The organism is Thermanaeromonas sp. C210 (genome assembly GCF_013167955.1).
Lineage (GTDB): Bacteria > Bacillota > DSM-521 > Neomoorellales > Neomoorellaceae > UBA12545.
This window is the reverse complement of record NZ_BLWF01000001.1, coordinates 554709-580475: the sequence shown is the minus strand read 5'-3', so window position 1 is coordinate 580475 and position 25767 is coordinate 554709. Positions and strand designations below refer to the sequence as shown.

General features: G+C 56.8%; 25 protein-coding genes and 2 riboswitches. Of the genes, 3 read left to right on the top strand and 22 right to left on the bottom strand.

What is annotated here, in order from left to right:
• Positions 1–7 precede the first annotated feature (7 nt).
• A riboswitch (SAM riboswitch) is annotated at positions 8–115 on the top strand.
• Between the two features lie 122 nt (positions 116–237).
• Positions 238–690 (top strand): PLP-dependent transferase, encoded by a 453-nt coding sequence (locus TAMC210_RS13445; protein WP_308791912.1) that lies wholly within the window; start codon positions 238–240, stop codon positions 688–690.
• Between the two features lie 20 nt (positions 691–710).
• On the top strand, positions 711–1025 hold the full coding sequence (locus TAMC210_RS13440; protein WP_254388503.1) for a PLP-dependent transferase: 315 nt from the start codon (positions 711–713) through the stop codon (positions 1023–1025).
• Between the two features lie 181 nt (positions 1026–1206).
• On the opposite strand, the gene TAMC210_RS13850 is transcribed toward TAMC210_RS13440, so the two are convergent.
• Positions 1207–1413 carry a DUF1540 domain-containing protein gene (locus TAMC210_RS13850; RefSeq protein WP_373996425.1) on the bottom strand — a complete coding sequence of 69 codons (207 nt, stop codon included), beginning with the start codon at positions 1411–1413 and terminating at the stop codon, positions 1207–1209.
• A 241-nt stretch (positions 1414–1654) separates the two neighbouring features.
• On the opposite strand from TAMC210_RS13850, the gene TAMC210_RS02755 reads away from it, so the two are divergent.
• Entirely contained in the window at positions 1655–2101 is a 447-nt protein-coding gene (locus TAMC210_RS02755) for an Hsp20/alpha crystallin family protein (protein ID WP_173297257.1), read from the top strand.
• 96 nt (positions 2102–2197) lie between these two features.
• On the opposite strand, the gene TAMC210_RS02750 is transcribed toward TAMC210_RS02755, so the two are convergent.
• The 21 genes from TAMC210_RS02750 to hisD form a co-directional block, all read right to left on the bottom strand.
• On the bottom strand, positions 2198–5413 hold the full coding sequence (locus tag TAMC210_RS02750; RefSeq protein WP_173297256.1) for a molybdopterin-dependent oxidoreductase: 3216 nt from the start codon (positions 5411–5413) through the stop codon (positions 2198–2200).
• Entirely contained in the window at positions 5406–6512 is a 1107-nt protein-coding gene (gene nrfD, locus TAMC210_RS02745) for an NrfD/PsrC family molybdoenzyme membrane anchor subunit (RefSeq protein ID WP_173297255.1), read from the bottom strand. The genes TAMC210_RS02750 and nrfD overlap by 8 nt, the downstream gene beginning before the upstream one ends.
• 15 nt (positions 6513–6527) lie before the next feature.
• Complete coding sequence (locus TAMC210_RS02740) at positions 6528–7238, bottom strand: 4Fe-4S dicluster domain-containing protein (RefSeq protein WP_254388478.1); 711 nt, start codon at positions 7236–7238, stop codon at positions 6528–6530.
• Positions 7239–7362: 124 nt separating this feature from the next.
• Positions 7363–8019 (bottom strand): response regulator, encoded by a 657-nt coding sequence (locus TAMC210_RS02735; RefSeq protein ID WP_173297254.1) that lies wholly within the window; start codon positions 8017–8019, stop codon positions 7363–7365.
• 99 nt (positions 8020–8118) lie between these two features.
• Positions 8119–9567, bottom strand: a complete 1449-nt coding sequence (locus TAMC210_RS02730; protein ID WP_173297253.1) for an ATP-binding protein — start codon at positions 9565–9567, stop codon at positions 8119–8121.
• Complete coding sequence (gene phnD, locus TAMC210_RS02725) at positions 9527–10492, bottom strand: phosphate/phosphite/phosphonate ABC transporter substrate-binding protein (protein ID WP_173297252.1); 966 nt, start codon at positions 10490–10492, stop codon at positions 9527–9529. Before phnD ends, TAMC210_RS02730 begins: the two co-directional genes overlap by 41 nt.
• A gap of 116 nt (positions 10493–10608) precedes the next feature.
• Positions 10609–10821, bottom strand: a complete 213-nt coding sequence (locus TAMC210_RS02720; RefSeq protein WP_173297251.1) for a hypothetical protein — start codon at positions 10819–10821, stop codon at positions 10609–10611.
• A gap of 262 nt (positions 10822–11083) precedes the next feature.
• Positions 11084–11144, bottom strand: a riboswitch (Fluoride riboswitch).
• 97 nt (positions 11145–11241) lie between these two features.
• Positions 11242–12396: an aminotransferase class V-fold PLP-dependent enzyme gene (locus TAMC210_RS02715; protein ID WP_173297250.1), complete on the bottom strand. Its 1155-nt coding sequence runs from the start codon at positions 12394–12396 to the stop codon at positions 11242–11244.
• Positions 12397–12435: 39 nt separating this feature from the next.
• Entirely contained in the window at positions 12436–12960 is a 525-nt protein-coding gene (locus TAMC210_RS02710) for an HAD family hydrolase (protein WP_254388477.1), read from the bottom strand.
• Positions 12890–13348 (bottom strand): DUF134 domain-containing protein, encoded by a 459-nt coding sequence (locus tag TAMC210_RS02705; protein WP_173297249.1) that lies wholly within the window; start codon positions 13346–13348, stop codon positions 12890–12892. The genes TAMC210_RS02710 and TAMC210_RS02705 overlap by 71 nt, the downstream gene beginning before the upstream one ends.
• 3 nt (positions 13349–13351) lie before the next feature.
• A complete protein-coding gene (locus TAMC210_RS02700; RefSeq protein WP_173297248.1) occupies positions 13352–14125 on the bottom strand; it encodes a DUF169 domain-containing protein in 774 nt (257 codons plus the stop codon).
• Positions 14126–14268: 143 nt separating this feature from the next.
• Positions 14269–16281 (bottom strand): NAD-dependent DNA ligase LigA, encoded by a 2013-nt coding sequence (gene ligA / locus TAMC210_RS02695; protein WP_173297247.1) that lies wholly within the window; start codon positions 16279–16281, stop codon positions 14269–14271.
• Positions 16282–16291: 10 nt separating this feature from the next.
• Entirely contained in the window at positions 16292–18484 is a 2193-nt protein-coding gene (gene pcrA / locus TAMC210_RS02690) for a DNA helicase PcrA (protein ID WP_173297531.1), read from the bottom strand.
• Positions 18485–18746: 262 nt separating this feature from the next.
• Entirely contained in the window at positions 18747–19067 is a 321-nt protein-coding gene (locus TAMC210_RS02685) for a hypothetical protein (protein ID WP_173297246.1), read from the bottom strand.
• Positions 19068–19201: 134 nt separating this feature from the next.
• Positions 19202–20863 (bottom strand): methyl-accepting chemotaxis protein, encoded by a 1662-nt coding sequence (locus tag TAMC210_RS02680; protein ID WP_173297245.1) that lies wholly within the window; start codon positions 20861–20863, stop codon positions 19202–19204.
• A 62-nt stretch (positions 20864–20925) separates the two neighbouring features.
• Positions 20926–21570, bottom strand: a complete 645-nt coding sequence (gene hisIE / locus TAMC210_RS02675) for a bifunctional phosphoribosyl-AMP cyclohydrolase/phosphoribosyl-ATP diphosphatase HisIE (RefSeq protein ID WP_217267225.1) — start codon at positions 21568–21570, stop codon at positions 20926–20928.
• Positions 21571–21577: 7 nt separating this feature from the next.
• Positions 21578–22360 carry an imidazole glycerol phosphate synthase subunit HisF gene (hisF, locus tag TAMC210_RS02670; RefSeq protein ID WP_173297243.1) on the bottom strand — a complete coding sequence of 261 codons (783 nt, stop codon included), beginning with the start codon at positions 22358–22360 and terminating at the stop codon, positions 21578–21580.
• Positions 22354–23118: a 1-(5-phosphoribosyl)-5-[(5-phosphoribosylamino)methylideneamino]imidazole-4-carboxamide isomerase gene (gene hisA, locus TAMC210_RS02665; RefSeq protein ID WP_173297242.1), complete on the bottom strand. Its 765-nt coding sequence runs from the start codon at positions 23116–23118 to the stop codon at positions 22354–22356. The genes hisF and hisA overlap by 7 nt, the downstream gene beginning before the upstream one ends.
• A complete protein-coding gene (gene hisH / locus TAMC210_RS02660) occupies positions 23115–23729 on the bottom strand; it encodes an imidazole glycerol phosphate synthase subunit HisH (RefSeq protein WP_173297241.1) in 615 nt (204 codons plus the stop codon). Before hisH ends, hisA begins: the two co-directional genes overlap by 4 nt.
• Positions 23730–23758: 29 nt before the next feature.
• Positions 23759–24355: an imidazoleglycerol-phosphate dehydratase HisB gene (gene hisB / locus TAMC210_RS02655; RefSeq protein WP_173297530.1), complete on the bottom strand. Its 597-nt coding sequence runs from the start codon at positions 24353–24355 to the stop codon at positions 23759–23761.
• Entirely contained in the window at positions 24342–25664 is a 1323-nt protein-coding gene (gene hisD, locus TAMC210_RS02650; RefSeq protein ID WP_173297529.1) for a histidinol dehydrogenase, read from the bottom strand. The genes hisB and hisD overlap by 14 nt, the downstream gene beginning before the upstream one ends.
• Positions 25665–25767 lie beyond the last annotated feature (103 nt).

Sequence of the window (25767 nt, the reverse complement as noted above, 5' to 3'; positions counted from 1 at the left end):
GCGGAAACTCTTATCAAGAGCTGGCGGAGGGACTGGCCCAATGAAGCCCGGCAACCGGCCTGTTAGAACCAGGTACGGTGCCAATTCCTGCAGGATTTCTCCTGGCAGATGAGAGTTAAAAAAAGCTCTTCTTCTGCGAAGGGCTTTTATTTTGTCATGAGGGGAGTTTGATAAAATGCACCTGGCTACAGAGCTGGTCCAGCTGGGAGTAGGATACGATAGTAAAACACTGGAGCTATCAGTACGCCTATCTACCAGTCTGCTACCTTCCGTCACCCGGCTCTGGGACAGAGTACCGGTTTTGACTACAGCCGGACGGGTAACCCTACCCGTCAAGTCCTGGAAGAAGGCCTCGCCGGGCTGGAGGGAGGCTGCCGCGCCCTGGCCTTTGCCTCCGGCATGGCCGCCATTACTGCCGTTCTCTGTCTTTTCCGGCCCGGCGACCACCTGCTAGTCTCTGAAGATCTATACGGCGGTACTTACAGGCTGCTCAACCAGGTAGCGGTTCCCTGGGGGCTGGAATTTTCCCTTGTAGATACTACTGATCTGGCTGCCCTGGCTGCATCTATTAAAAACAATACGAAAGGCATCTTCCTGGAGACACCTACCAATCCCTTAATGAAAATCACCGACATTGCCGCCGTTGTCGCCCTGGCGCGCCAGCGGGGCCGGCCGGGCACCCGCAAGTAAAGGCCGTTTATTATCCTGGCCTGGAAGGCCATCCTGGCCGGGAGGTTCATTTCCGGCAGGCCCTTGGCGCCGGAGGTGTATTCTCCTTCCGCCTAGCCACTTCAGAGCTGGCCCGCCAGGTAATCAATAAGGTGCGCCTGCCGATCATCGGCTCCAGCCTGGGCGCAGTAGAGAGCATAATTTCTCTGCCTGCTACCATGTCCCATGGTAGCCTCCCGGAAGAATTTAAAGAGCGCCTGGGGATTACCCCCGACCTGGTACGCCTGTCGGTAGGCCTGGAGGATGCCGCGGATCTTAAGGCTGACCTGGAACAGGCATTGAGATCCTCTATGTGAATAGCGTACTACAGTGATAAAATTACTACGCATCGGGTCAAACAAATCTTACCGATTATAATTAGACGGCCTCGGGACAGGAGCTCCCGAGGTTTTACCCAATTTAGGGACCGGATCTTCCGCACCCCTCCGCCAGGGACCATAAAGAAAAGGCCCTGTCGCGGGGGACAGGGCCTCTCTATTATTTTTTCGGGGCAACGGTATGTCTCGGTATAAAAGTTCCACAAGCCGTATCGTCGGAGACCGTAATCATGGTGTCCATAGCCGTTGGACGCACCTGAATACTGGAAGCTTTGCATTCATTACCCTCTTGGTAGAGGCAATCGCCCACCGAACATTTGATACGAGGCACCTTTATCACCTCCTCTGATAGGATAGAGTACCCCATAAAGACCTATTTATACACCGCCGGGAGGATTCTAACGGCAGATTATGAAAAAGTAAGAAGCCCTAAATTAAAGCCCAGGGCTCATTATTAAGGAAAAAAATAACTCTCATGGGCACCAATTGCCTTTCAGAGCCTTCTAACGTGAATTTTTGACTTTGACTTTTGTTGACTATTCCTTTAGCATGAAGATGCAAGCTGAGTTGTGGGTATAGAATAACAAAGCAAAACGGAGGTGGGTAAAGTGTTTGGTCTGGTTCCCTTTTACGGTAAGAGGAGGGGCTTAAGGCCGATATTCTCCGACCTGGAAAGCTTTGTCGAGCGCTTTTTCAATGAAGATCTTTTCCTGGTACCGGTATGGGCCCAGCCCTTCAGGGCTGATGTCAAGGAAACTGAAAGGGAATACGTGGTAGAGGCCGAACTACCGGGGCTGGAAAAAGAGAACATCCAGATTGTATACGATGACAATGTGCTTACCATTTCGGTGAAGCAGGAAGCCATTATCGACGAAACCCGGGAAAATTTCATCCGCAAGGAACGCAGGAGCGGCAGCATTGAGCGGCGGTTCTATCTAGAAGGTGTGGATGAGGCCAAAATTACGGCCAGCTATAAGAATGGCCTCTTAACCGTCAAGCTTCCTAAAAAAGAAGCGGGGTTACGGCGCGGCAGGAACATCCCCATCGAAGAATAGACGGAGCCAAAAGGGGGCGACCGGGGAAGCGTTATGTCCTCCTTCCCCGGTCGCCGCGCTTTAGGCAGGGCTTTCTGGTCTTACTTCCAAGGGCGGTCAGGAAACCTTTACGAGTTTAACTAGGGTATCGTAAAAGACGGCGCTGCCGCCCGGCAGGTCTGTAAGACAGGTATTCTTGAGTACGGGATCGACACGCATGGCCGCGTTGGCATGCACGCCCCGGGCCCGCCGAGGATCTCCTTTAACGACATGGCCATCGATGGTAATATCACCGGCGCCGTAGGCCCAGTGACCGAAGCCCAGACTGAAGGTTACGGTGCCCTGCCTTATCATGGGCGTTATCTTTACCTTGCCGACTATCGGTTTATGCAGGCCCTCGGCCAAGGGCCAAATCCCCTCTGGATTGCTGGCCGAGACTACCTTGACGACATCTCCATCCCTCAAACCCAAACCGGCAGCATCTTGAGGGTGCACGAGGAAAAGGTTTTCGTCCATAATCCCGTGCAGCCAGTAATCGGCCATGGTCCGGGACTTAGTGTGCAGGATGTCTTTGAAGGTAATAAGCTTGAGGTTATAACCCTGTTCCCCATCCCCGAGGGGCCGGCCCAGGCAGTCCGTATAGGGTTCTATATAAGTGGCCACACCGACGAAGTTCTTACCCGTCATGCTGTTCTTGGATGTTGCCGTCTTTTCCTGGAAGATATTAATCTGTTTGTCATATTTGTTCTTGACTTGCTGCCCCGACGCAAGAAGGGGGTAATCCTCAAAGCGGCCGCCGCGGTTGAGTACATAGACGACCTTCCCCCACCAGGGCCTGCCGGCCGCCCTCTCCCATCGTTCCGGGTCGAACACCGTAGGCGGCAGGTGCCGGCGGGCGGCCAAAAATATCTCTACCTCTGCCGGGTCGGCGTCAGGCACCTGCTCGCTGCCATCTGCCTTGTCTCCAAAGGCAAGATTGGCCACCATCTTAAGGTAAAAATCCTCCGGCTTGGTAAACCTTTGGCCCGGGCCAAATCCGTCGGGGCCAAAGTTGGGCAGGCCGAGCTTTTCCGCCAGAGCCAACAGGAGGGCTTCCAGGCCTAAGGGCTGCTCTTCGCCGAACACCCTAACCGTCTCCGTCAGAGGCGCCACCGCCGGCTGGCGCACGGGCTGTACCTTGGGCAACACGCTGGGGTGCGATCCGTGAAACTCCCAGCGCTCCAGGTACGTGAGATCGGGGAAAATATAATCGGCATACATGGAGGTCTCGCCCACGGTAATATCTATGGCCACGAAAAGGGGCAGCTTCTGCGGATCCCGCAGTATCTCTATATTGGTCTGACCCGCAGGCAAGGAGTACACCGGCGACCCCATATATAAGAACAGGGCCTTAACCGGATAGGGATACCCGTCGCCTAAGGAGGGTATGATTTCCTGGTATACGTCGCTGGAAAGGGGATACCACGGTCTGGCCGAAGGGTAGCCCGCAAACAAGGTAGTATCTTCATATTTTACCTCATGGCGAATAATGCTTATTCCGAAGGGAGAGAGCTTGCCGGGATTCAGCTCTTTAAGTTTATAGGGCTTCCCTTCCTTATCCCCGAAGTGATCGTAGGTGGTGGCCTTCACCATGCCTCCGGCCCAGTTGAAGTTGCCCAGCAGGACGTTAACACACATCCAAGCAAAGACATTGTAAAAACCGTTGGTGTGCTGGGATACGCCGCGGTGGACGTCGACGGCCGCCGCCTTCCCGTAGGACGTCAATTCTATTGCTATTTCCTCCAGGTCGCCCGCGTCAACGCCGGCCACTTCGGCCCATTCGGCAAAGGATTTCTTCCTGGCCTCGTCGTAAAGGAGTTGCAAGGAGCTCTTAACCCGGTGGCCGTTTAGCACGGTGTCGACCAAGAGGTCCCCTTCCACCGGGTTTTCGTCATCGTTGGGATCGCAAGGTACCGGCCGACCGGAAGACAGGACCACAAAGGGGTCGAATTCGTATTTAACTTTTTGCCCCTTCACCTCGGCCTCTCTAATTTGTTTCGGCCATCCCAGATCCGAACCCCTCAGGAACCTCACCGGATTCCCGTTTTCCACCTTCACCAGCCAGGTGGCGTTGGTCCAGGAGGCTTCGCCGTCGGCCTGGGCCGCCGCCTTGTTGGCGTTGCGCACATAAGTTTCGTCAAAACGCCGGTTATCGATCATCCAGCGAATAATGGCCAGGGCGGGCGCAGCCTCGGTGCCGGGTTTATTGGGCAGCCACTTCCAGGCCTTGGCAGCAGTCTTGGAAAAACGGGGATCGATGACGGCGTATTTCAACCGCCCGCTGGCCAGCCCCTCCGTGATGTCGGGAATTCGGTTAGAGGGACCGTAGTTGGCCTCAAAGGGAGAGGCTCCCACCAGAAGGGCAAAGCGCGCATGAGCCAGGTCGGCCTGCCAGTAAAATTTTTGTCCCTCGGCCCATTTCATCTTTCCATCGCTTTCGCTGAAGACATATTGCTCACTCATGGCCTTGCATAGAAAATACAGGGAACCCTGGCATACCGTGGTATGACCGTGGGTGTTTAGGGAGCCGAAGCCGTCCTGGACAAAGCGCTTGATAAACTCTTCTCGACCCTTTTTGAGGCGGCCCCACATAAACACCAGTTGATTATTTTGGGGCCCTAGGTCCGGGTGGTCGGGATCTATTAGCAGCTTTAAATGATCTCGATATTTATCTTTGAACTGTTCCACCGTCATTTCTTTGGCCCATATCTTCTTAACATCCTGGGCCATATCTTTGCTGAGTTTGGCGTCCCGCAAGGCGTATATCTCCCTCAACCCCGGTACGTACCGGCTCTCCTCTCCGGGAACGTCTTTAAAGAGATAACCGCCGTTAACTATTTCCTCTACCGCTTGTTCAAAGGGAATGGTAACCCACTTGTTCTCCCCGCGTTTCCCCGCCCGTTTCAGGACTTTCCTAAGGCGGTAGGGGTCGTATAAGGTTTGGATGCCCGCCTGTCCCTTGGGGCATATGGCCCCGTCGATGTTAGCCGCCTCCCTTAGACTGGAGCCGTAGGGCAAAGGAGGATGCAAGGTCCAGGGGTTAAAGGGGTTGCCGTCGATTTTGACTACCACCCCGTCATAAATTTTGGCCTTTATGCCGCACCCCGTATTGCACTGCAAACAAACGGTGGGTATATAACTTGCCGGGCCCGTCAAAGGATATTCTCCCTTGCCCTCGGCCTGCGCTACTTCACTGAAGGCCTTATCCACTCGGGAAAGCAAGAGGGCAGAACCTCCTACCAAAGCAGAAGTCTTAAGAAACTGCCGCCGGCTTAGAAGAAAGCCCTTAGGCATTGATCTTCGCCTCCTTTTCCCTTTCTCCGGCCACCTTAAATTCCTCAATCCTGGCTAGGCCGGTCAACACTAGGGCCGCCACCAGGCCGCAGAGAAAGACTACCGTGAACCATTCTCCGGCTGAGGGAACGTATTCAAAGGAATAGCGAGCTTCCCTGACCGCCGTCTCGAGGCCTTTAAGAGAAGGCACCCCCTGGGCGGAAATCACAAACAAGTACCGTAAGGCGAAAAACCCGACCAGAAGGGATATGCAGCCCCATTGGGTCTTTTTCCCGCCGGAGCGGAGGGGCTGTAAAAGGATTAACGGCACTATGAAGGCCACCAGCACCACCCCTATCCAAAAGACCGGAGCATAAGCGCCCACTAGGAGGGAGCGGGCTACTTCGTAGTGCTCCGGCGCCCCCCCTTTAACTGCCAGGAAAATCTCGCTAAACTCCAGGAAGGCCGTAAGGGCCAGAGAGCCGAGAACTACTTGTTTTAGCCGGGTCAGAAGCTCTTTATCGTCTGGCCGCAAAATGCTACTTAAGAGGGTTAACAAAGCACCGCCCGAGGTTACGGCCGCGCCCAAGAACAGGAGGGGCAATACGGCGGTGTTCCAGAAGGGTTTGGCCGTGTTTAAGGCAAAGAGGAAACTGCTGCTGAGAATAATGCCAAGGACCAGGACTACTCCCGCCCAGCCTAACCCTTGGCTCTCTTCTTCACCCCTCCAGAGATTCCTATAGTTAGACCACCCCAGAAGGATGAAGTATAGTGTATAGAACCACACCAACCATGATATCGGCGAGGAAAAATTAGGCACTATCAAGGTGCGGTAAAAGCGTTCCATGTGCCCGAGATCCAGCCAAATGGCCAGCAGCCCCCCGGTGCAGGCGGCCAAGGCAACTACACGCGACAGCTTCCTGAGTTCATTGAAAGCCGTCCCTACGAGAAAAGCTCCTGCCGAGAGGCCTATAAAGTACAAATAGGTACTGACCCAAATTCCCCAGGTCACGTAATTGCCGAAATTCTCGGCGTGTCCGTAGAATAAGCGGCTGTACAACCCGTATGAACCGACTACTAAGGCCGCAACGGTGACCGCCCAGGGTAGGGTTTTCCGCATGATGTGACACCCCCTTTACAGCAGATAATAGACCCGCGGTTCGGTGCCCAGTTCTTCCTTAAGGCGCATTACCCGCGGTGAAACGATGAGCTGGGAAACCAGGGTGTTGCCTTCTGCATCACCAAAGTAGGTGGCCCGGCCCATGCAGGTGTTCACACAGGCGGGAAGGAGCCCCTTTTCCACGCGGTGCAGACAGAAATGGCATTTCCGCGCGTTGCCCACTGGAGAGTTCTTCTTTTCCCTTACCCATGGCCGGCCGTATTCCCACGCAGGAGCCCTTTCGTAGAGCATGACCTCCGGGGTATTCTCCGTATAGTATTCTCCGAAGTCAAAGCTCCTGGCACCGTAGGGACAGGCGGTTAGGCAGTAACGGCAACCTATGCACTTGTTATAATCAACTACCACTATTCCGTCGGCTTCCTTCCAGGTCGCCCTCACGGGGCATATCCGCACGCAGGGCGGGTTATCGCACTGCATGCACGGCCGGGGGAGGAAACGACGACCCACGCTCCCGTTTTCCTCAAAGGTTTCTTCCAGGACCGGCCGATAAACTACATTGGGCGGCAGCACGTTTTCCGCCTTACAGCTGATGGTACAAGCGTTGCACCCCACACACTTCTTGAGGTCGATAACCATGACCCAGCGGCGCCGTTCTTTAGGCTTTTCCAGAGCTTTTTCCAGTTGCCGACTTAAGGCGACCAGAATGTCTGTACTTTCACTAGCCAATCCCGAAACCCCCTTCTTTCAGCTTGTTCCCCTCAATAATTTTACTTTTAGACTGCCAATTCAGAAATTGGGGTAAAACCCTATTTTGATGGGGGCGGGGTTGGGGTAAATCCCTAGTATTCCCCTACTGTCGGGACAAAAGCCCCTGCTCCATGGCAAAACGCACCAGTTCAGCCCGGCCTTTTAACTTCAACTTTTCCCTGATATTGGCTTTGTGGGCCTCTACGGTTTTAATGCTTATCGTGAGTTCTTGGGCAATCTGCCGGTTAGTATAACCCAGAGCCACCAGCCGCAACACTGCCTTTTCCCGCTCGCTTAAGAGATCCACGGCCCTGGAGGAACCCCTTTGCTTTTCTCTTTTATTGACAAAATAATCAACCAGGGGTTTAGTGAGGGCAGGATCGTAATAAGACTCGCCCCTGGCCGCGGCCCTTATGGCGGCGATCAATTCTACATCCGCCGCGCTCTTTAAAATATACCCTGCCGCTCCCGATTCCACCGCCTGGCACAAGTAGGCCACATCGTCGTACATGGTGAGCACGAGGATGCGCGTTCCGGTATCCTTGAGCTCTTCCAGGGCCTTAAGGCCCCCCTCCCCCGGCATGTTTAAGTCCAGCAGCAAGACATCCGGTTTAAGGGCCCGGCAAAGATCCACGGCTTCCCGGCCATCGGCAGCCTCACCTATTACCGTCATGTCCGGCTGTGTATTTAGTAAAAGCTTCAGGCCCCCCCGCAAAACAGCATGGTCATCGGCCAGCAATATGCGTATTTTATCTCCCACTCCCTCAAACCTCCCCTTCCCCTCCGGGGTTCAGGTGCAGGCATCCTACTGGCTCGACCCGAGTTCTCTTTGTGCCGGCTTCTCGGGTACTTTCATCCTTCACTGCGAAGGTACCGGCACTCTGATATAAACCGTGGTTCCCTGTCCCAGCGAAGATTCTATGGTCAAGGTCCCTCCCACCAGGGCCACCCTCTCCTGCATTCCGAATAATCCCAGGTGTTTCCCTCCCTGCTTCCCGGCCAGGACTTGTTCCGGAACAAAGCCGCAACCGTCGTCTTCGATTATGGCCAGGACCTCGTTCTCGCGCCTCTCCAAGACCAGGCTCACCTGGGAGGCCCGGGCATGGCGGACTACATTAGTCAAAGCTTCTTGTATTACCCGGTAAAGGGCAATGGCCGTCTCCGGAGGAAGGGTTTTCCACTCCCCCTCCGCCTGGATATCCACCTTTATTTTGTATCTGCGAGCATAATCTTGACAATAGCGCTCCACGGCTTCTTTCAGGCCCAGGTTGTCCAACAGGGAAGGCCGTAGTTCAAAGGCCAGGTCGCGCAGGAGTTGTAACACTTCTACCGTTAATTGCCGTAATTCTTCCAGTTTCCCTTCCGCTTCCGGTGCGGTTTGCTTCAGCCCCTGCAGGCTGATCATGAGATAGGTCACGGATTGGCCCACCTGGTCGTGGAGCTCCCTGGCGATGCGCCTGCGCTCTTCTTCCTGGGCCGATATCACCTTTTGCAACAGATAAGTCCGCATCTCCTCTTTGGCCCTCAGCTCTTTCCATAAGTTCTTAAGCTCGTCGTTCTGCCGCCGTATCTCCCGAGTGGACCTTTCCAGGTTATCCATCATAAAGTTAAAGGTTTCCGCCAGGAGATGGGCCTCTTTGCTGGCCCAGCCCAGTTTTACCCTCCGGCTCAAATCCCCCCTGGCCACCCCTTCGGCGGCGGCGACCAGGCGAGAGATAGGGGCCGTCAAGAAACAGGCCAGGGCAAAAGCAGCCCCACTGCCCAGAACGGCTACCAGCACGGCCACCACCACCATCTTCCAAGTCAGATGCCGCAGGTTGGCCCAAATACTTGTTTCAGTTAAGCCCAGCCTCACCGTTCCCGCCTTGCCTTCCCATACGGGAACGGCCACGTCATGAATGAGGCCTTCGTTGGTGTACAAACGGACCACCTGAAAGTTATTACTGCCTTCTTGGATAAGATTGGCTTCCAGCAGGCCTTCCGGGAGCCCTTGCCCAAAGGAATTGCCTAGAAGTTCCCCGGAAGTATCGGTTATAAATAAATAGCGTATGTCCGGGTTGCCCTCCATGGTTATCTTAATCAACTGGTGTATAGCGTACAGGTTATTGGTAAAAATAAGGTCTACGCTCTGAGCCGCTACCGTGCTGCCCAGGTAGACCCCCCGTTCGTCCAGCTGCTGGCGCATATTTTCTAGAAGAGCCTTTCTTATTTCACTGATAAAGGCCCCACTTATCGAAAGTATCAATACCAGTACTACCAGCATAAATTTAGTGCGCAAGCCTATCTTCTGCAAAATCTGATGCCGCACCGTTCCTCACCGACCTCGCAAGCTCACGTACTCCCTCGTATAAGCTATCCTCTACCGGCACAAAACGCTCAATATGGAGTCGCCGTAAGATAATCTGGCCGTCCTCGTCCAGGTGCATGGCCATCAGGATGTCCCGTACCCCAGCCTTGGTCCCGGCCTCCAGATCGGGCCTGGCTACTACCGGCGGCATACCGTACTCAGGAGAGCGGTGAATTATCTCCAGCTGGCCCGTCAACTCCGGCTTTTCCGCCGCCAGAAAATTAAATATCTCACTTTCGACGGCGGCACCATCGGCCAGGCCTTCTACCACAGCCATGATAGAATTATCGTGGCTGTAGGTATAAAAATGGGACCGGAAGAAGCTTTCTGCCGTTTCCCCTCGCTCCTTTAACAAAAGTTGGGGGTAAAGAGTCCCCGTGGTAGACATGGGGTCGGTAAAGGCGAACCGACGGCCCCGCAGGTCGTCGAAACTACGGATAGAGCCGTCGGCCCGGGCTATTAGATACGAGCGATAGGTCACCTTGCCGTCTATTTGCGGAGCGACCAACAGTTCCAAACCGAATTCGTCATGTCCGGCTACGTAAGAATAGGTGCAGATAAAAGCTACGTCCACTTCCCCGGCCCGCAACAGGTCGTTAACCTCCGCATAAGACCTGCGCTGTATTACTTGCACCGGGCGATGTAGGTGGCGGGATAAATATGCCAAGAGTTCTTCGTAATAGGCCCGGCCATAACTGGGCGACGTAATAGAAGAAATAGCCACCCTAACCGGCCTCTCCCCCAACCCTTCCCCTGGCGTTACGTCCTGAATTCTGGTAAGATCAATAAAAGGCGCAGATGTTCGGCTACATCCGCTCATGATCACCATGAACAGGAGAAGGATCAGAACGGGCATAACAGAGCTGAACTTCCTAAAAAAGTCCATTTCCGCGCCCTCCCTATAGTTTTACTTTACTAAATCCGGATTTTTTTGTCCAAAGGATGCGACCACCCAACTAAGCCTCATCCTGTTGGGCCGGTCCTGAAAGGCATTGAAAGGCATCAACATACCCGGTGATGGGGTTCGCGGCGGAATAGGCTTAAGCTTTTTCGCATTACGTCACGCTCGAGTTCCGCACCGGCCAGGAAGGTCAGCAGGACGGCTCCATAAGAGGCCAGAAAACACAGCCATTCCTGGTTCGAATCTAGAGCCTCTACCTTGCCGAAAGCAGTGGCTACGGCGGCTGCAATTATTCCTACACATATTTCTGCCAAGGCAATGGAAATCTTCAGGTGATAAGAGGTGATAGCAGAAAGAACGGCCAATCCCAACTATAAGGCGGCTAACGTAAAGATGTGTTCCATATTTTGCACCTCGCCCTTCTTTCGGTAGTGGAAGTAATGAAAGCCTCCCCTTTAGGCCTTAGTTCGCTTAAACAGAGTCTCCCCTATTACTCAACCCCCCCCTTTGCTGCGGCTATGTGGTCTTTTGCTTCCGGGCAATAAAATAAATAAAAGGCTCCTCCAGGACCGACAAATTCCTGTAGGAGCCATCAGCCAAAGGCAATTGTACGGCGAGCTCGATCACCCTTTATCTGCGCTTGCTCTTCATTTTAGCAACCGCGATCCCTGTCAAGTACAGCCGGGCTTTAAAGTCATTGTCTGCAGCCGATAAAGGGCGAAACCCTCAAAACATCACCCTTTTAAACGCCCGGAGATATCTCTTAAAGCGGCCAGAAGGGTATCAACATCGTCACGGGTGTTAAAATAACCCAGGCTTACCCGTACTGCCCCCCGCTCCAAGGTGCCGATAGTGCGGTGGGCGCAAGGAGCGCAATGCAACCCGGACCTCACCACAATCCCGTAGACCTCATCCAGGACATAGGCTACTTCCCCGGCGCCGGCCGAAGCCAAATTAAAGGATATCACGCCAACTTTGGCGTTAACGTCGCGAGGCCCGTAGATCTCCAGACCGGGTATCCCCTGCAGACCTTCCTGCAAATACCCGAGGAGCTCCATTTCCTTTTTCCGGATGTTTTCCACTCCGGTTTCCAGGAGGAATTCCACCGCAGCCTTCAGGCCCGCCAGCCCCGCTACATTCTGGGTACCCGCTTCGTAGCGCTCAGGTAGGGACGGGGGTTGCTCTTCCAGGGCCGACTCGCTTCCGGTGCCCCCCTCTACAAGGGGTTCCGGCTCCCATCCTTCCCGGATGTATAAACCGCCCGTCCCTTGGGGGCCCATTAATCCTTTGTGTCCGGTAAAGGCTAAAAGGTCGATGTTCATGGCCTCCACATCAAGGGGGTAAACACCCGCCGTCTGGGCGGCATCCACCAGGAAGGCTATGCCCTTCCTGCGCGTTATTCTTCCCACTTCCTCCACCGGCATCAAGGCTCCGGTAACATTGGAAGCATGGAGCATAACGACCATCCTGGTGTTCGGCCGGAGGGCGTCCTCCAGATCTCGTAAGCTGAAGGGACCTCCTGCGGGGCAGGGGAGGGGAGTCACCCGTATTCCCCTCTCCCGCTCCAAGCGTTTAAGGGGCCGCCATACCGCATTATGCTCCAGGGAAGTAGTTATAACATGGTCGCCCTCTTTAAGGAGCCCTTTAAGGGCTAAGTTCAGAGCCTCCGTAACGTTGAAGGTGAAAACAATGCGGCTGGCATCCCGCACGTTAAATAGGCGGCCCAGATTATGCCGGGCTTCGTACACCACTCGGCCGGCCTCCAGGGCCCTCCTATAAGCCCCCCTGCCGGAGCTGGCCCCTATACGGCGCAGATAATCATCCACGGCCTTGTATACCGTTTCTGGCTTCGGAAAAGAGGTGGCGGCATTGTCCAGATAAATCCCCATATTCCTTTACCACAACCCTTCACCAGACCCGGCGGGCCCTTAGGGCCGCAGGGTGGCCACCGCCCGCCGGGGCTTGAGGAGAAAATCCAAGGCCGCCAAAATATGGGGGAATACCACGTCGGCGGCCAGCAGTGCGCCGACATCGGCCCCTTCTTCCCCTAAAACTACCAAGCCTAAAGCTGCCTTTTGCAACATCAAGGCATCATTACGGCCGTTGCCGATGGCCGCCGTCCTATCGGCCCCCAGGCGCTCCACCAACCGCGCCTTATCGACCCCGCCCTCTTGGGGACTCACCCGCACCATCTCCACCGGCAAACCGGCGCACTCTCCGGCCGCGCTTCCAATGGTGTCGGCAGTAAAGACGTAAAGGGCAGCTTTGCGGGCTAAATCCTCCAGCCTTTTCCTCACCCCGGGCAGCAGGCTGCCGTCCAGGGCCAAAGTGCCGTTAAAATCGAGGACTACATGGTCAAGGGTGATCTCCCGGCCGGGTAAGTCAATCTTCAGCAGGGGGAGCTCCCTCCTCCCACCCGCGGCGGCACTGGCGGCGCAGCGGCCCGGCCACAAATCTCCTTCGGCAGTGGGGGCACTCCACCCCTACGTCCTCTTCTCCCCTGTTCACCGCCCATTCCCGGCCGCAAAAGCGGCACCGCACCTTGCCCAGGCTGAGGCGAAAGCATCCTCCCTCCACCTTAATGGCCTTTCCGTTGATCAGGGCCTCGGCAATCTTGGCCCGGGCCGAATTAAGAATACGGAAAAAGGTCGGGCGGGATACTTCCATCCGGGCAGCACAATCTTCCTGTTCCAGCCCTTCCAGGTCTTTTAAGCGAATGGCTTCCAGTTCTTCAACCGCCAGGGTCACCTCTTCCAGTTCGTGGAGAGGTACGCCTGCAGGCTTAAAGTAAGTGGTTTGGGGCAAAAACTCTACCCTGCGACACTTGGGCGGTCGAGGCATGTTCTATTTTCCTTCCTCAAGATCTTCTGGAGTAAGGGTATAGGCCGGAACCATACTCGGAGTCCAGTTCATGAACGGTCCAACCGGATAAACCTGGCCCGCAGACATTTGCAGGCTTTCCAAGTTTTCTACCACGGTTTGGAATAAACTAAAGGGCAGGGCGAACAAAAGCTCGTCCTTCTGGGTACCGCCAAAGGTGCGGTCGCCGGCACAGGGAAAACCGATCACCGGTTTCTGCTCGCCCAGGGCAAAACCGATGGAAGAGCACAGGGCGGCTTCCGCCACGGTATCGGCCTTTACTGCCTCACCGGTTTCAAACACACTGGCATGGATAAGCCGCATGACCTGGGCGGGGTTGGCATAAATTACTACCACGTCTGGGTCTCCATCTTTGAAGCCGACCAAGGGCCCTACGTAAATGCCTTCATAAAGCTTACCGCGATCCCCCAGCTTATATGTGTTGGCCATGAACTTGCGACCCGCTGCCAGGTCGGCCACATACCGACCTACGGCCGCCTGGCCGCTGGTAAACCGGTCAGGTGTTCTAATCAATCCCGTACATGCAGCCCCGATGGCGCAGATCATCAGGTCCGGCGTGCCGGAAGCAAATTTACCCCGGTACCGCGCCTGGCAGACCAGCTGGCATATATTTACTTTCCAGTTGTAAGGGCGCCGTGGCAGCTCCTCCTTACGGCGATACAGTTTCACCCCCACAGGTTGGGTATCCAGCCGCAAGAGCTCGGTCAACCGTCGGACAAAAAGTGTGTCAACGGCCATGCCATTACCCTCCTCTCCCTTCGTATTAATGCCGTGTTGATACTAGTATAACTTTATCGGCTTCGGTCCGCTATAGCATGCTTTCCCCTGCCGTCTCCCTTTATCCTTCTACGCTCGAAGTAATTTCTTGCCTTAACTCTATTTCACTTTTCTCCTCTCAACAGCCTCCTAAGTCCTTCCTCGTCCAGGAGGGGAATACCTAGCTCCCGGGCCTTATCGTACTTAGAACCGGGATTTTCACCCACCACCACATAATCCGTACGGCGGCTAACGCTGCCGACCACTTTGCCCCCTGCCCGCACGATTAGGTCGGTCGCCTCCTGACGGCTCAGGCCAGGGAGGGTACCGGTTAAGACAAAGGTTTTACCGGCCAGGGGCCCCACGGTTTCAGCCTGGGCTTCTGCCTCGGTTTTTACCCCCGCCTTCTTGAGCTTCTCCAGAACCGCCAGGTTGCGGGGCTCATCGAAGAAGGCCCTAATACTGGCTGCAATTTTGGGGCCGATGTCGGGCAAGGTGGTGAGCTCCTCCCAGTCGGCCTCCTGCACGCGATCCAGGGAGCGGAAGTGGCGGGCCAGGGTGCGGGCTGCCCGTTCGCCCACGTGGCGGATGCCCAGGGCAAACAACAGCCTCTCCAGCCCCTTGTCCTTGCTGGCCTCAATGGCGGAAATTAAATTGCGGGCCGACTGCTCGGCGAAACGCTCCAGGGGCAGCAGGTCCTCCACCTTGAGATAATAAAGGTCCCCTGCATCGGCAATGAGGCCGGCATCCAGGAGCTGAGAAACTATAGCCGGCCCTAGGCCCTGGATGTCCATAGCTGGCCGGGAGGCGAAGTGGATAATCCGTTCCTTTACCTGGGCGGGGCAGGCCAGGCCGCCGGTACAGCGCCGGGCCGCTTCGCCCTCCTCGCGGACCACCCTGGACCCGCAGGCCGGGCACCTCTCCGGGAAATGAAATTCCTTTTCCTCCCCGGTCCTGCGCGCGGGCAAAACCTTGACCACTTCGGGAATGACGTCCCCCGCCTTTTGGATTACAACTGTATCTCCTATGCGCACGTCTTTTTCCCGGATAATGTCTTCGTTGTGCAGGGAGGCCCGGCTGACGGTGCTCCCAGCCAACCGCACGGGTTCCAGCAAGGCGGTGGGAGTGAGGACTCCGGTACGCCCTACCCGCACAATAACGTCCACCACCCGGGTGACGGCCTGTTCGGCGGGGAACTTATAGGCCACCGCCCACCGCGGGCTTTTGGCCGTGGCACCAAGGACCCTCTGCACGCCCAAATTGTTTACCTTGATTACCAGTCCGTCGATTTCGTAGGGCAAGGCCGCCCGCCTTTCCGGGGTCCATTCCTCCAATGTATTTAGCACTTCTTGAACATGGCGGCAGTGCACTCGGTACGGGTTAACGGGGAAACCCAGCCCGGCCAGATATTCCAGGGCTTCCATTTGGGTAAGGGGCTCGTCCTCTTCAGTGTACAAAACTTGGTAGACAAAAAGGCCGAGAGCCCGGGAAGCCGTAACCTTAGGGTCCAGCTGGCGCAGGGAGCCAGCGGCGGCATTACGGGGATTGGCAAAGACGGGTTCCCCTGCGTCTTCCCTTGCTTTATTCAGGCGCGCAAAAGCTTCCTTGGGCATATAGACTTCCCCCCGCACCTCCAGCCGCGCTACAGGCCGCTTGAGCCGCAAAGGCAGGGCCCGCACAGTGCGCAGGTTGGCCGTGACATCTTCTCCTACCTCGCCGTTTCCGCGGGTAGCACCGGTGGTAAACACCCCATCTATGTAAACCAGGGCTACGGACAGGCCGTCGATCTTGGGTTCTACTACGTAGTCTGCCGGAGCTCCGGCCAGCTCCCGCACCCGCCGATCGAAGTCCAGGATTTCCTGAGGAGAAAAAGCGTTGGCCAGGCTAAGCAAAGGCTGGCGGTGGCGAACTGCAGCGAACTCCGGCCGCGGGGCGCCTCCCACCCGCTGGCTGGGGGAATCGGGGGTAACCAGTTCGGGAAAGGTTGCCTCCAACTCCAGCAGCTCGCGCATGAGCTCATCGTATTCCCGATCGCTTATGATAGGCGCATCGAGGACAAAATAACGGTAATTGTGCTCTTCAATTAACCGCCGCAGTTCCTCCAGGCGCCTTTGAGCCTGCTCCCTGCTTACAGCCATACCCTTCACCTCATACCTTCTGCAAAGGTGCGTAGCGCAGTAGCAATTCCTTTAATCCCAGTTCGGGGAAGGCTACGGTTACCTGGGCGTCCTCCCCTTCGCCTTTGATGCGGACAATGACGCCGATACCGAACTTGGCGTGGCGAACCTTATCCCCCACCGCCAGGGCAGCGGGGGTTCCGTTGCCGGTGTAGGCTTGTCTCTTTGCTCCCTTGTCTTTTCCCCCGGGCACCACCCTTAATTCCGGCCGCTGAAGGGTCGTTCCAGGCATCCTCTCCGGCTCCGGCCCACCCCCGGATTGTACCAGCTCCGGAGGTATTTCCTGTAAGAAACGGGATGGAGGGTTGTTCAAGGTGGTACCGTACAGGTTGCGGGTGGTGGCATAGGTAAGGTACAGGACCTCTCTGGCACGGGTCATGCCTACATAACAGAGGCGGCGTTCTTCTTCCAGTTCTTCCAGATCTGTGGTCGAGCGGAAGTGGGGGAAGACTCCTTCCTCCAGACCGGCCAGGAATACGACGGGGAACTCGAGGCCCTTGGCCGTGTGGAGGGTCATTAAAGCCACGGCGTCACCCCCGCTGTAACTGTCGGCCTCGGCCACTAAAGCTACCTGGGCCAGAAAGCCCTCCAGCCCCTTCTCCTCCTGGGCGTCGTAGGCTCGGGTGACGGTCAACAATTCCCTTAAGTTTTCCAGGCGCGCCTGGGCTTCGGGCGTTCTTTCCGCCTCCAGCTCTGCTTGATAGCCCGTCTCCTGCAGAATCCTCTCCACCAGGGCCGTTACCGGTAGTGTCTCCCTTGCCTGCCGCAGATTATCCAGCAGCTTTCCCAATTCTCCTAAGGCGGAAAGCTGGCGGGGCATGAGCCCGGGAATTTCCTCGGCCCTCTGCAGGGCCTCTAAAGGGGTGATGCCCTGTTCCCGGCTGAAAAGCTCCAGCCGCAGCCAGGTTCCTTCGCCAATTCCCCGCCGCGGGACGTTGATGATGCGTTTTAAGCTCAAGGAATCGGCCGGGTTGACTAAGACCCGCAAATAAGCCAGGACATCTTTGATTTCCTTACGCTGATAGAATTTGAGGCCGCCTACAATTTCATAGGGCAACCCCAATTGGATGAAGGCTTCCTCTAAAGCCCTGGACTGGGCATGGGTGCGGTAGAGCACGGCAAAAGAACCAAAGGGCCGGTTTTCCTCCCGGTGGCGGCGGTAAATTTCCCGGGCGATAAAGGCGGCTTCATCCCTTTCGCTCTGTGCCTCGTAAACATGCAGGAGCTCGCCTTCCCGCCGCCGTGTCCAAAGGCGCTTTTCCTTGCGACCTGTATTGTGCTTGATCACCTCGTTGGCCGCCTGGAGGATGGGCCAGGTGGAACGATAGTTCTCCTCCAGCAATATGACCCTGGCATTGGGATAATCCTCTTCAAAGGCCAGGATGTTACCGATGTCCGCTCCCCGCCACCCGTATATGGATTGATCCGGATCCCCCACCACGCACAAGTTTTGACCGTCTCCTGCCAGGAGCCTTACCAGCACGTACTGGGCGTGGTTGGTATCCTGATATTCGTCTATCAGAATGTGCTGCCAACGCTGCTGGTAGTGGCGCAGAACCAGGGGGTTTTCCTGAAAAAGGGCCACGGTAAGCATGATCAGGTCGTCAAAATCCAGGGCGTTAAGGGCTTTTAACCTCTCCTGGTACCGGCGATAAACGGCCGCCACTTTTTGCTCGGCATAAGTTCCGGCCATTCCCTCGTAGTCCTCAGGGGAGTACAGGGCATTTTTGGCGCTGCTGATGGCTGCGGCCACCGAGCGTGGGGGAAATTTTTTCTCATCCAGGTTGAGCTCCCGCAGTATCTCCCGTAACACGGCCACTTGGTCGTCGGTATCGTATATCACAAAGCCGGGCTTATAGCCCAACAGGTAGATATCCCGCCTTAAAATGCGGACACAGGCGGAGTGAAAGGTGCTTACCCAAAGGTAACGGGCCGTGGGGCCTACGATTTTCTCCAGCCGTTCCTGCATTTCGCGGGCCGCCTTATTAGTGAAAGTAACCGCCAGAATGGCCTCCGGTGGCACCCCTTCGACCAACAAGTGGGCTACCCGGTAGGTCAGGACCCGCGTCTTGCCGCTGCCGGCGCCGGCCAGGACCAGCAAGGGGGCTCCCCGGTGGCATACGGCTGCTTGCTGTTGGGGGTTTAGGGTATCCAAGAAGTCCAGCAAAGGCTTCACCCCTTGAGAAAACTATAAGTGTTTTCGCCGCGCCGGAGTCGATTTCCTGCCATTATTTCTATTTTACCACTGCACCCCGCAGCCCCTAAACAATTGGACGTTGCACGCCGAACAATTTGATATTGGGAGGTCGAAGGTTCCTGCACCGCCTTCTGCGGGATATTGCAACCAAAATTGCAGGGCTCTGGTTAAACCAAAGCCCTGCCAGGGTAGCCCGGTGCGTCAAATCCGCCCTTTTTAAGACTCCGCCCTACTCCTTCTGCCAGTCCGCCAAAAATTGCTGCACGGCCTGGGGAATTTCGCCCCCCATGTCCTTGGCCAGCTGCTGATAAAGAGTGGCAATGTTCTTCTTCGCTTCCGGTGTAAGGTTCTGGGTCACCTGCTTCACGAGTTCAGCCAGTTTTTCCTCGCTGCCGAGCTCTTCCGATCGAAAACCCGCTTCCAAAAGTAACTGCTGGACGGCCTGGTTGTCCGGAGACAGGCCCATGACCCGCAGCATCTCTAGCAGGTTTGCCTTACCTTCACCCGCGGCCGCCACGCGTCGACGCAGTTCTTCTAAATTAACGTTCACCGTGATCACCTTCCCTCGAAACTATGGGCGGTTCTGACCCCCTTTCCATTTTTATTCGTACAGGGCCGCAAAAGTGTCCCCAAAAAAAGCCGGTTGGGAGGGTAAGGCGTCCCCCTCCCCCACGCTTATGCTCCTTAGGCGGGCACCACATTGGCGGCCAGCACCCCTACGATCTCACCGTCCTTCTTGATAGGTACGGAAACGGTGATGGACAGGCGGTTAGTGGCCTGGGTTATGTACGGTTCGGTGGCGAAATACCTTCCTTCTATAGCCTCGCGAAACCACGGCCGGAAGGCCCAGTTAGTAATACCGGTGGAAGGCCGGTTGTAAACCGCTGTACCGTCCGGCAAGGCAGCAATAAGGGTCTGAATAAAAGGATGTCGGTCAAAGGTGCTATCCAGTAAAGGGGCCATCTCCTTTAACTCCATTCCCTGTACTTCCGGTTTCAAAGCCAGCTCCTCCAGCACTTTGTGCCCCCGGCCGATTAACTCCTTGCACGTAGCCTCATCCCAGCCGCTCCGGGTATAATCGGCAGCCAGCGCCGCAAAATTCCGGGCCATGTTGGCCAGTTGTTCCATGCTCTGCTGTACCTGACCCATAATGGCCTGTTGTTCGCTAGTCGCGGCCGTGACTTCTTCAATGCTGGCCGCCGTTTCTTCGGCCACCGCCGCCACGCGGTTGGCATCCTCATTGACGGCCCGTACCCGCTCCACTTGCTGCTGGGCGCGGTTATTTATCTCCTCCATGGCCTTAACCGCCTGCCCGATGGCCTGGCCGATGGCCACGAAGGATACCCGGGCATTCTGACCGCGTTCGATATTCCCTTTGACCAACTGGACGTTTTTCTCTACCTGGTTTGCAGTTTCCCTGGCCTCCTTCTGGATGGCCGCGGCCAAGAGAGTGATATTATGAGCCGCTTGGGCCGATTGTTCGGCCAGCTTGCGCACCTCTTCGGCTACAACGGCAAAGCCCCTGCCCTGTTCCCCAGCTCGCGCAGCCTCAATGGCCGCGTTGAGGGAAAGCAAGTTGGTCTGCTCGGCTATGTCCGTTACCACTCGCACGAATTCACTGATCTGGGACATCTGTTCTTCCAGCCGATGCATTTGCCGGGCTGCCAGCTCGTTGGAACCGGCTGCCTCCTGGATCTCCTGCAGGAGCTGTTCCAAAAGATTCCTTCCTTCCTGTTCCTTTTTCTGCACTTCGGCCGCCAGAAGGGTACCGGAGCGCGCCTGTTCGGCAATTTCTTCGGCCAGGTTGGTTAGAACCCCCACGTTTTCCGCCACCCGCTGGGCAGCAGCAGCCTGCTCATCGGCCCCCCCGGCAATTTCCTGCATGGCGCCGCTGATTTCCCGAAAGCTCCGCTGGATATCCGCAGTTCCCTTGTGGAGTACGCCCACAAAGTGATTCAATTGATCCGAGCTACGCTGCATATGGCCTATAATTCGGAAAAAACTGTCCAAAACAGCCTGCCCCATTTGCCTGAAGGCCCCACTGGAGCCCGCCTGGGAAAAGAATCGTTCTGCCTTAACCGGATCCCCTGCTCCTAGAATCTGGAGAAAGCTTTCCAACCTACCCAGGGGGCGGATCCACTTCTGCCAGAGAAGAAAGAAGGTTAACAAGCTGAGGATAACTGCCAGCAGCACCGCTGCCAGGGCAGCCAGCCAAAAGTGCTCCAGGCTTACGCCCTGCCGGGCGGTGAGCAGGGCACCGGCAATAGTGGGTAGCAGAGTTAAGATTAGAAGGTAGAAAAAGTATGCCAGCACCACCTTATAATGTCCGCGCAGGGAAAGCTTCATGCCTTACCCTCCTTTGTGGAAAGACTTCCGGTTTCCATGGTGTAGGCAGTTGCGAGAACTTATTACTTCCGGCGGCCGTTCAGCTCCCCGGCCAGCCGGTCCGGTCCCAGGCCGTGATAAGCCAGGAGAACCAGGGTATGATAGTACAGGTCGGCCAGTTCGTAGAGAACTTCGGCTTCACTCTGGTTCTTGGAGGCGATGATCACCTCTCCCGCCTCCTCGGCAACCTTCTTTAAAATTTTATCCTGACCCTCCTTAAAAAGATAGGCTGTGTAGGAACCTTCGGGCAGCAAAGCTTGACGCTCCCTGATCACCGCGAAAAGTCCTTCCAGCACGGCTCCCAGCTTGGCAGGCGGCTCAGGCACCGAAGGATCGCCCCCGCGGGGCAGGGGATTATGAAAGCAGGAAAAGCGGCCTTCATGGCACGCCACTCCTTCCTGCCGGACTTTAAAGAGCAAAGCGTCCCCGTCACAGTCATAGGAAACGCTGACGATGTGCTGATAATGACCGGAGGTAGCCCCTTTATGCCACAGTTCCTGCCTGCTGCGGCTATAAAACCACATCTGGCCGCTGGCCAGGGAACGCTCCAGAGCTTCGCGATTCATGTAGGCCAGCATTAAGACCTCTCCCGTCTCTACATCCTGTACGATGGCCGGGATGAGGCCCTCTTGATTAAATTTGAGCTCCGCGGGTAAGGAAATCTCCATGGAAAGGTCACCTCGTTTTCCGGGCGGCATACACCGGGCGCACCGGTACGCCCCGGGCCGCCAGGTATTCCTTAGCCTGGGCAATGGTATAGGTGCCGAAATGGAAAATGGAAGCTGCCAGCACGGCATCGGCCCCTCCCAAGGTTAAACCGTCCAGCAGGTGCTTGAGATTGCCCACTCCGCCGGAGGCTATGACAGGTATATTTACACTGCGACTGACGGCGGCCGTGAGTTCCAGGTCATAGCCATCCTGGGTACCGTCAGCATCCATGCTGGTAAGCAGGATCTCCCCCGCCCCCAGGTCAGCCGCCTCCCGCGCCCAGGCCACGGCATCCTTACCTGTAGGTCGCCGGCCGCCGTAGGTCACCACTTCCCAGCGGCCAGGTTCACGCTTCTTGGCGTCGATGGCCACCACAATGCACTGGCTGCCGAAACGACGGGCCGCCTCTTCTATAAGGCGAGGATTTTCCACGGCCGCAGTGTTGATGGATACTTTGTCCGCCCCCGCCGCGAGCATCCGTCGGATGTCTTCCAGGCTCCTTAGGCCTCCTCCCACCGTAAAGGGGATAAATACCTGTTCGGCGGTCTTGCGGGCCACCTCTAGCATAATATCCCGGCCCTCAACCGAGGCCGTTATGTCCAGGAACACCAGTTCATCTGCACCGGCGCGATCGTAGGCGGCCGCCAGCTCCACCGGGTCCCCGGCATCGCGCAAGTTTAAGAAGTTTACACCCTTTACCACCCTGCCGTGGTTTACATCGAGACAGGGAATAATACGCTTGGTCAGCACCGGGTTTCACCTCCGGCCTTAAAGGCCACCTTTACCTCTCCGGCCGCGGCCAATGCTTCGGCCAGGGTGAACCGGCCGTTATAAAGGGCGCGGCCGATAATTACGCCCTCCACCCCCGAGGGTTCCAGTTCCCGGAGGGCAGCTACATCCCGCAACTCCGCTATGCCCCCCGAGGCTATAACCGGCAGTCCGCAGCCCGCAGCCATCTCCCGGATGGCTTCCAAGTTGGGCCCTTGAAGGGTGCCGTCCCGGCTGATATCGGTATAAATAATCCTGCGGATCCCCAGGTCGCCCATCTCTCGCCCGAGGTCCACCGCCCGCCGCGGGGAAAGGTCGAGCCAGCCTTTGATGGCTACCAGTCCATCCCGGCTGTCTATACCTACTGCGATGGCTTCTCCGTAGGTCCGGCAGGCCCCGGCCACCAGGTCGGGATCGGCCACCGCCGCCGTGCCCAAGACCACCCGGGCCGCTCCGGCCTCGAGCAAGGCTTCTATGTCCGCCAGGGTACGCACTCCTCCCCCCACCTGGACGGGAACGCCGGCGGCCCTGATGATCTCTCGAATGACGCCCAGATTCTGTACCCTTCCTGCAAAGGCGCCGTCCAGGTCCACTACATGCAGCCAGGAAGCGCCCTCTTGTACCCATTTCCGGGCTATGGCCACCGGATCTCCAGAATAAACCGTTTCCTTTTCAGGTCTTCCCTGGTATAGGCGGACGCAGCGGCCGCGGCGCAAGTCAATAGCCGGGAAAACGATCATTGGTAGACCAGCTCCCCGAAGTTGGCCAGTACTTTCAGGCCCAGGGTACTGCTCTTTTCTGGGTGGAACTGGACGCCGAAAATATTACCAGCCTGAACGGCGGCTACCAGCCGGCCGCCGTACTCCGTCCGGCCCACGGTGACGCCGGGGTCGGCGGGTTCAACGTGGTAGGAATGTACGAAATAAAAAAAGGCCGCCGAAGGTATGTCTTTAAACAAGGGACTGGTCCGGCAAAAGTCCACCTGGTTCCAGCCCATATGGGGTATCTTTACTCCACCGGGCAGGCGTTTGACTACACCGGGAAGCAGGTTCAAACCTTCAACCCTGCCGCCCTCCTCGCTGGCCTCAAAAAGAAGCTGCATGCCCAGACAGATGCCTAAAAAAGGAGTACCGCGACGGCAGACTTCTACTATGGCTTTCTGCAAGCCCTTCTGTTTTAAAGCCTCCATGGCATCCCCGAAGGCCCCCACCCCCGGAAGGATCACCCCCGGGGCAGCCAGCACCTCTTCGGGGCTGTTGGTAACTCTGGCAGGAAAACCCACGGCCTCCAGAGCCTTTTGCACGCTTAAAAGATTGCCCATCCGGTAGTCAATGATACAGATCGGCTGCAAACCCTTTCCCTTCCCTCGTACGTTAATGGCTACAATACTCCCTTGGTCGACGGGATCCCTTGGGCCCCGGGGTCCCGGCCTACCGCCTGGCGCAGGGCGCGTCCCAAGGCTTTAAAAAGGGCCTCGGCCAGGTGATGGCTGTTGCGGCCAGCCAGCTTCCTCACATGGAGGGTCAAACCGCTATGGTTGACCAAGGCGCGCAGGAACTCTTCCACCAGCTCCGCATCCAAACCTCCCAGGCGTTGGACGGTTAATTCCAGTTCGTAGGCCAGATAGGGCCGGCCACTCACATCCAGGGCCGCCATCACCAGGGCATCATCCATGGGAATAAAGGCGGTGCCGTAGCGCGTTATACCTTCTTTAGCCCCCAGGGCCTGCCCCAGTGCCTGCCCCAAGCATATGCCCAGGTCTTCAACCGTATGGTGACCGTCCACCTCCAGGTCGCCCTTAGCCTCCACCTTCAGGTCTATAAGGCCGTGCTTAGCCAGCTGGGCCAGAAGGTGATCCAGAAAGGCAATACCGCTGCTGCCCTCGAAGTCGCCCCGTCCGTCCAGGTTGAGCTCCACCCTGATGTCGGTCTCCCCGGTCTGCCTGGTCACCGCTCCTCGCCGGCTAAGACCCTCCATCTCTCCCACCAGCGTTACTCCCTTCCAGTTCTTCTCGTCGCAGAACCACCGCCCGGGCGTGGGCCGTCAGGCCCTCGGCCTCGGCCAGTTTCTCCACGTCTCGCGCTGCTTTAATTAAACCCTCACGGCTGTAGGCGATTAAGCTGCTCTTCTTAAGGAAGGTATCCACATTCAAGGGGGAGTAAAAACGCGCCGTACTCCCGGTGGGCAACACATGGCTGGGACCTGCCAGGTAATCGCCCAGGGGTTCTGGTGAATACGGACCCAGGAATATAGCTCCGGCATTGGTAACCATACCCAGCCACCGCCACGGATCGGCCACATAGAGCTCCAGGTGCTCGGGAGCCAGGCCGTTGACTACCTCTAGCGCCTTATACATATCCTCCACCAGGATGACGGCCCCGTAATTTTCCAGGGACCGGGCGGCAATGGCCTGGCGGGGAAGGTTGCTGAGTTGCCCTTCCACCTCGGCGATAACCGCCTGCGCCAGATCCCGTACCGGTGTTACGAGCACGGCACCGGCCAGGGGATCGTGTTCGGCCTGGGATAGAAGATCGGCCGCCACCCAGTCCGGCCGGGCCGTAGCGTCCGCCACCACCACAATTTCGCTCGGCCCGGCCAGCATATCGATATCCACCCGGCCGTACACTTCCTTCTTGGCCAGGGTGACGTAAAGGTTGCCCGGGCCCACGATCTTATCCACCCGGGGGACCAATTCCGTACCGTAGGCCAGAGCAGCCACGGCCTGGGCCCCGCCCATTTTATAGATTTCCTCTATCCCGCATTCCCGCGCCGCCACCAGGACCAGGGGATGCACACTGCCATCCGGCCGCGGAGGCGTGGCCAGGGCCACCTCCTTAACACCGGCCACCTTCGCCGGTAAAGCGGTCATGAGCACCGAAGAAGGATAAGCGGCCGATCCCCCCGGTATGTAGATCCCCACCCGCCTCAGCGGGCGGCAGAGCTGTCCGAGGACGTTGCCGGCCTCATCAGTGGTGATCCAGGAGTTATCCACCTGGCGCCGGTGGTATTCAATAATGTTGGCCCTGGCCCGCCGGATGGCGGCCAGCAGCCCGGGTTCCACTTCCTTATAAGCGGCCTCAATTTCCTCTGGCTTTACGCGGAAGGTTTCCTCAGTTAAAGAAACCCTGTCTAACTCCCGAGTGTAAGCAAAGACCGCAACCTGTCCCTGGCTGCGAACTGCCTCCACAATGGAGCGTACCTGCCGGGCGGCCTCTTCCTGGGCAGCCAGCCTACCCTCCCACAAGCCCTGCCAGGACGCATCCTCCCCTTCTATAAGGCGTAGCACCACGGGCCTTACCTCTCTTCCCCACTGCAGAAAAAATATATAAAGGGCAGTTGCCGACTACGGGAACATTATAACAGAAAAGAAATTAAGGGAAAATACTCTT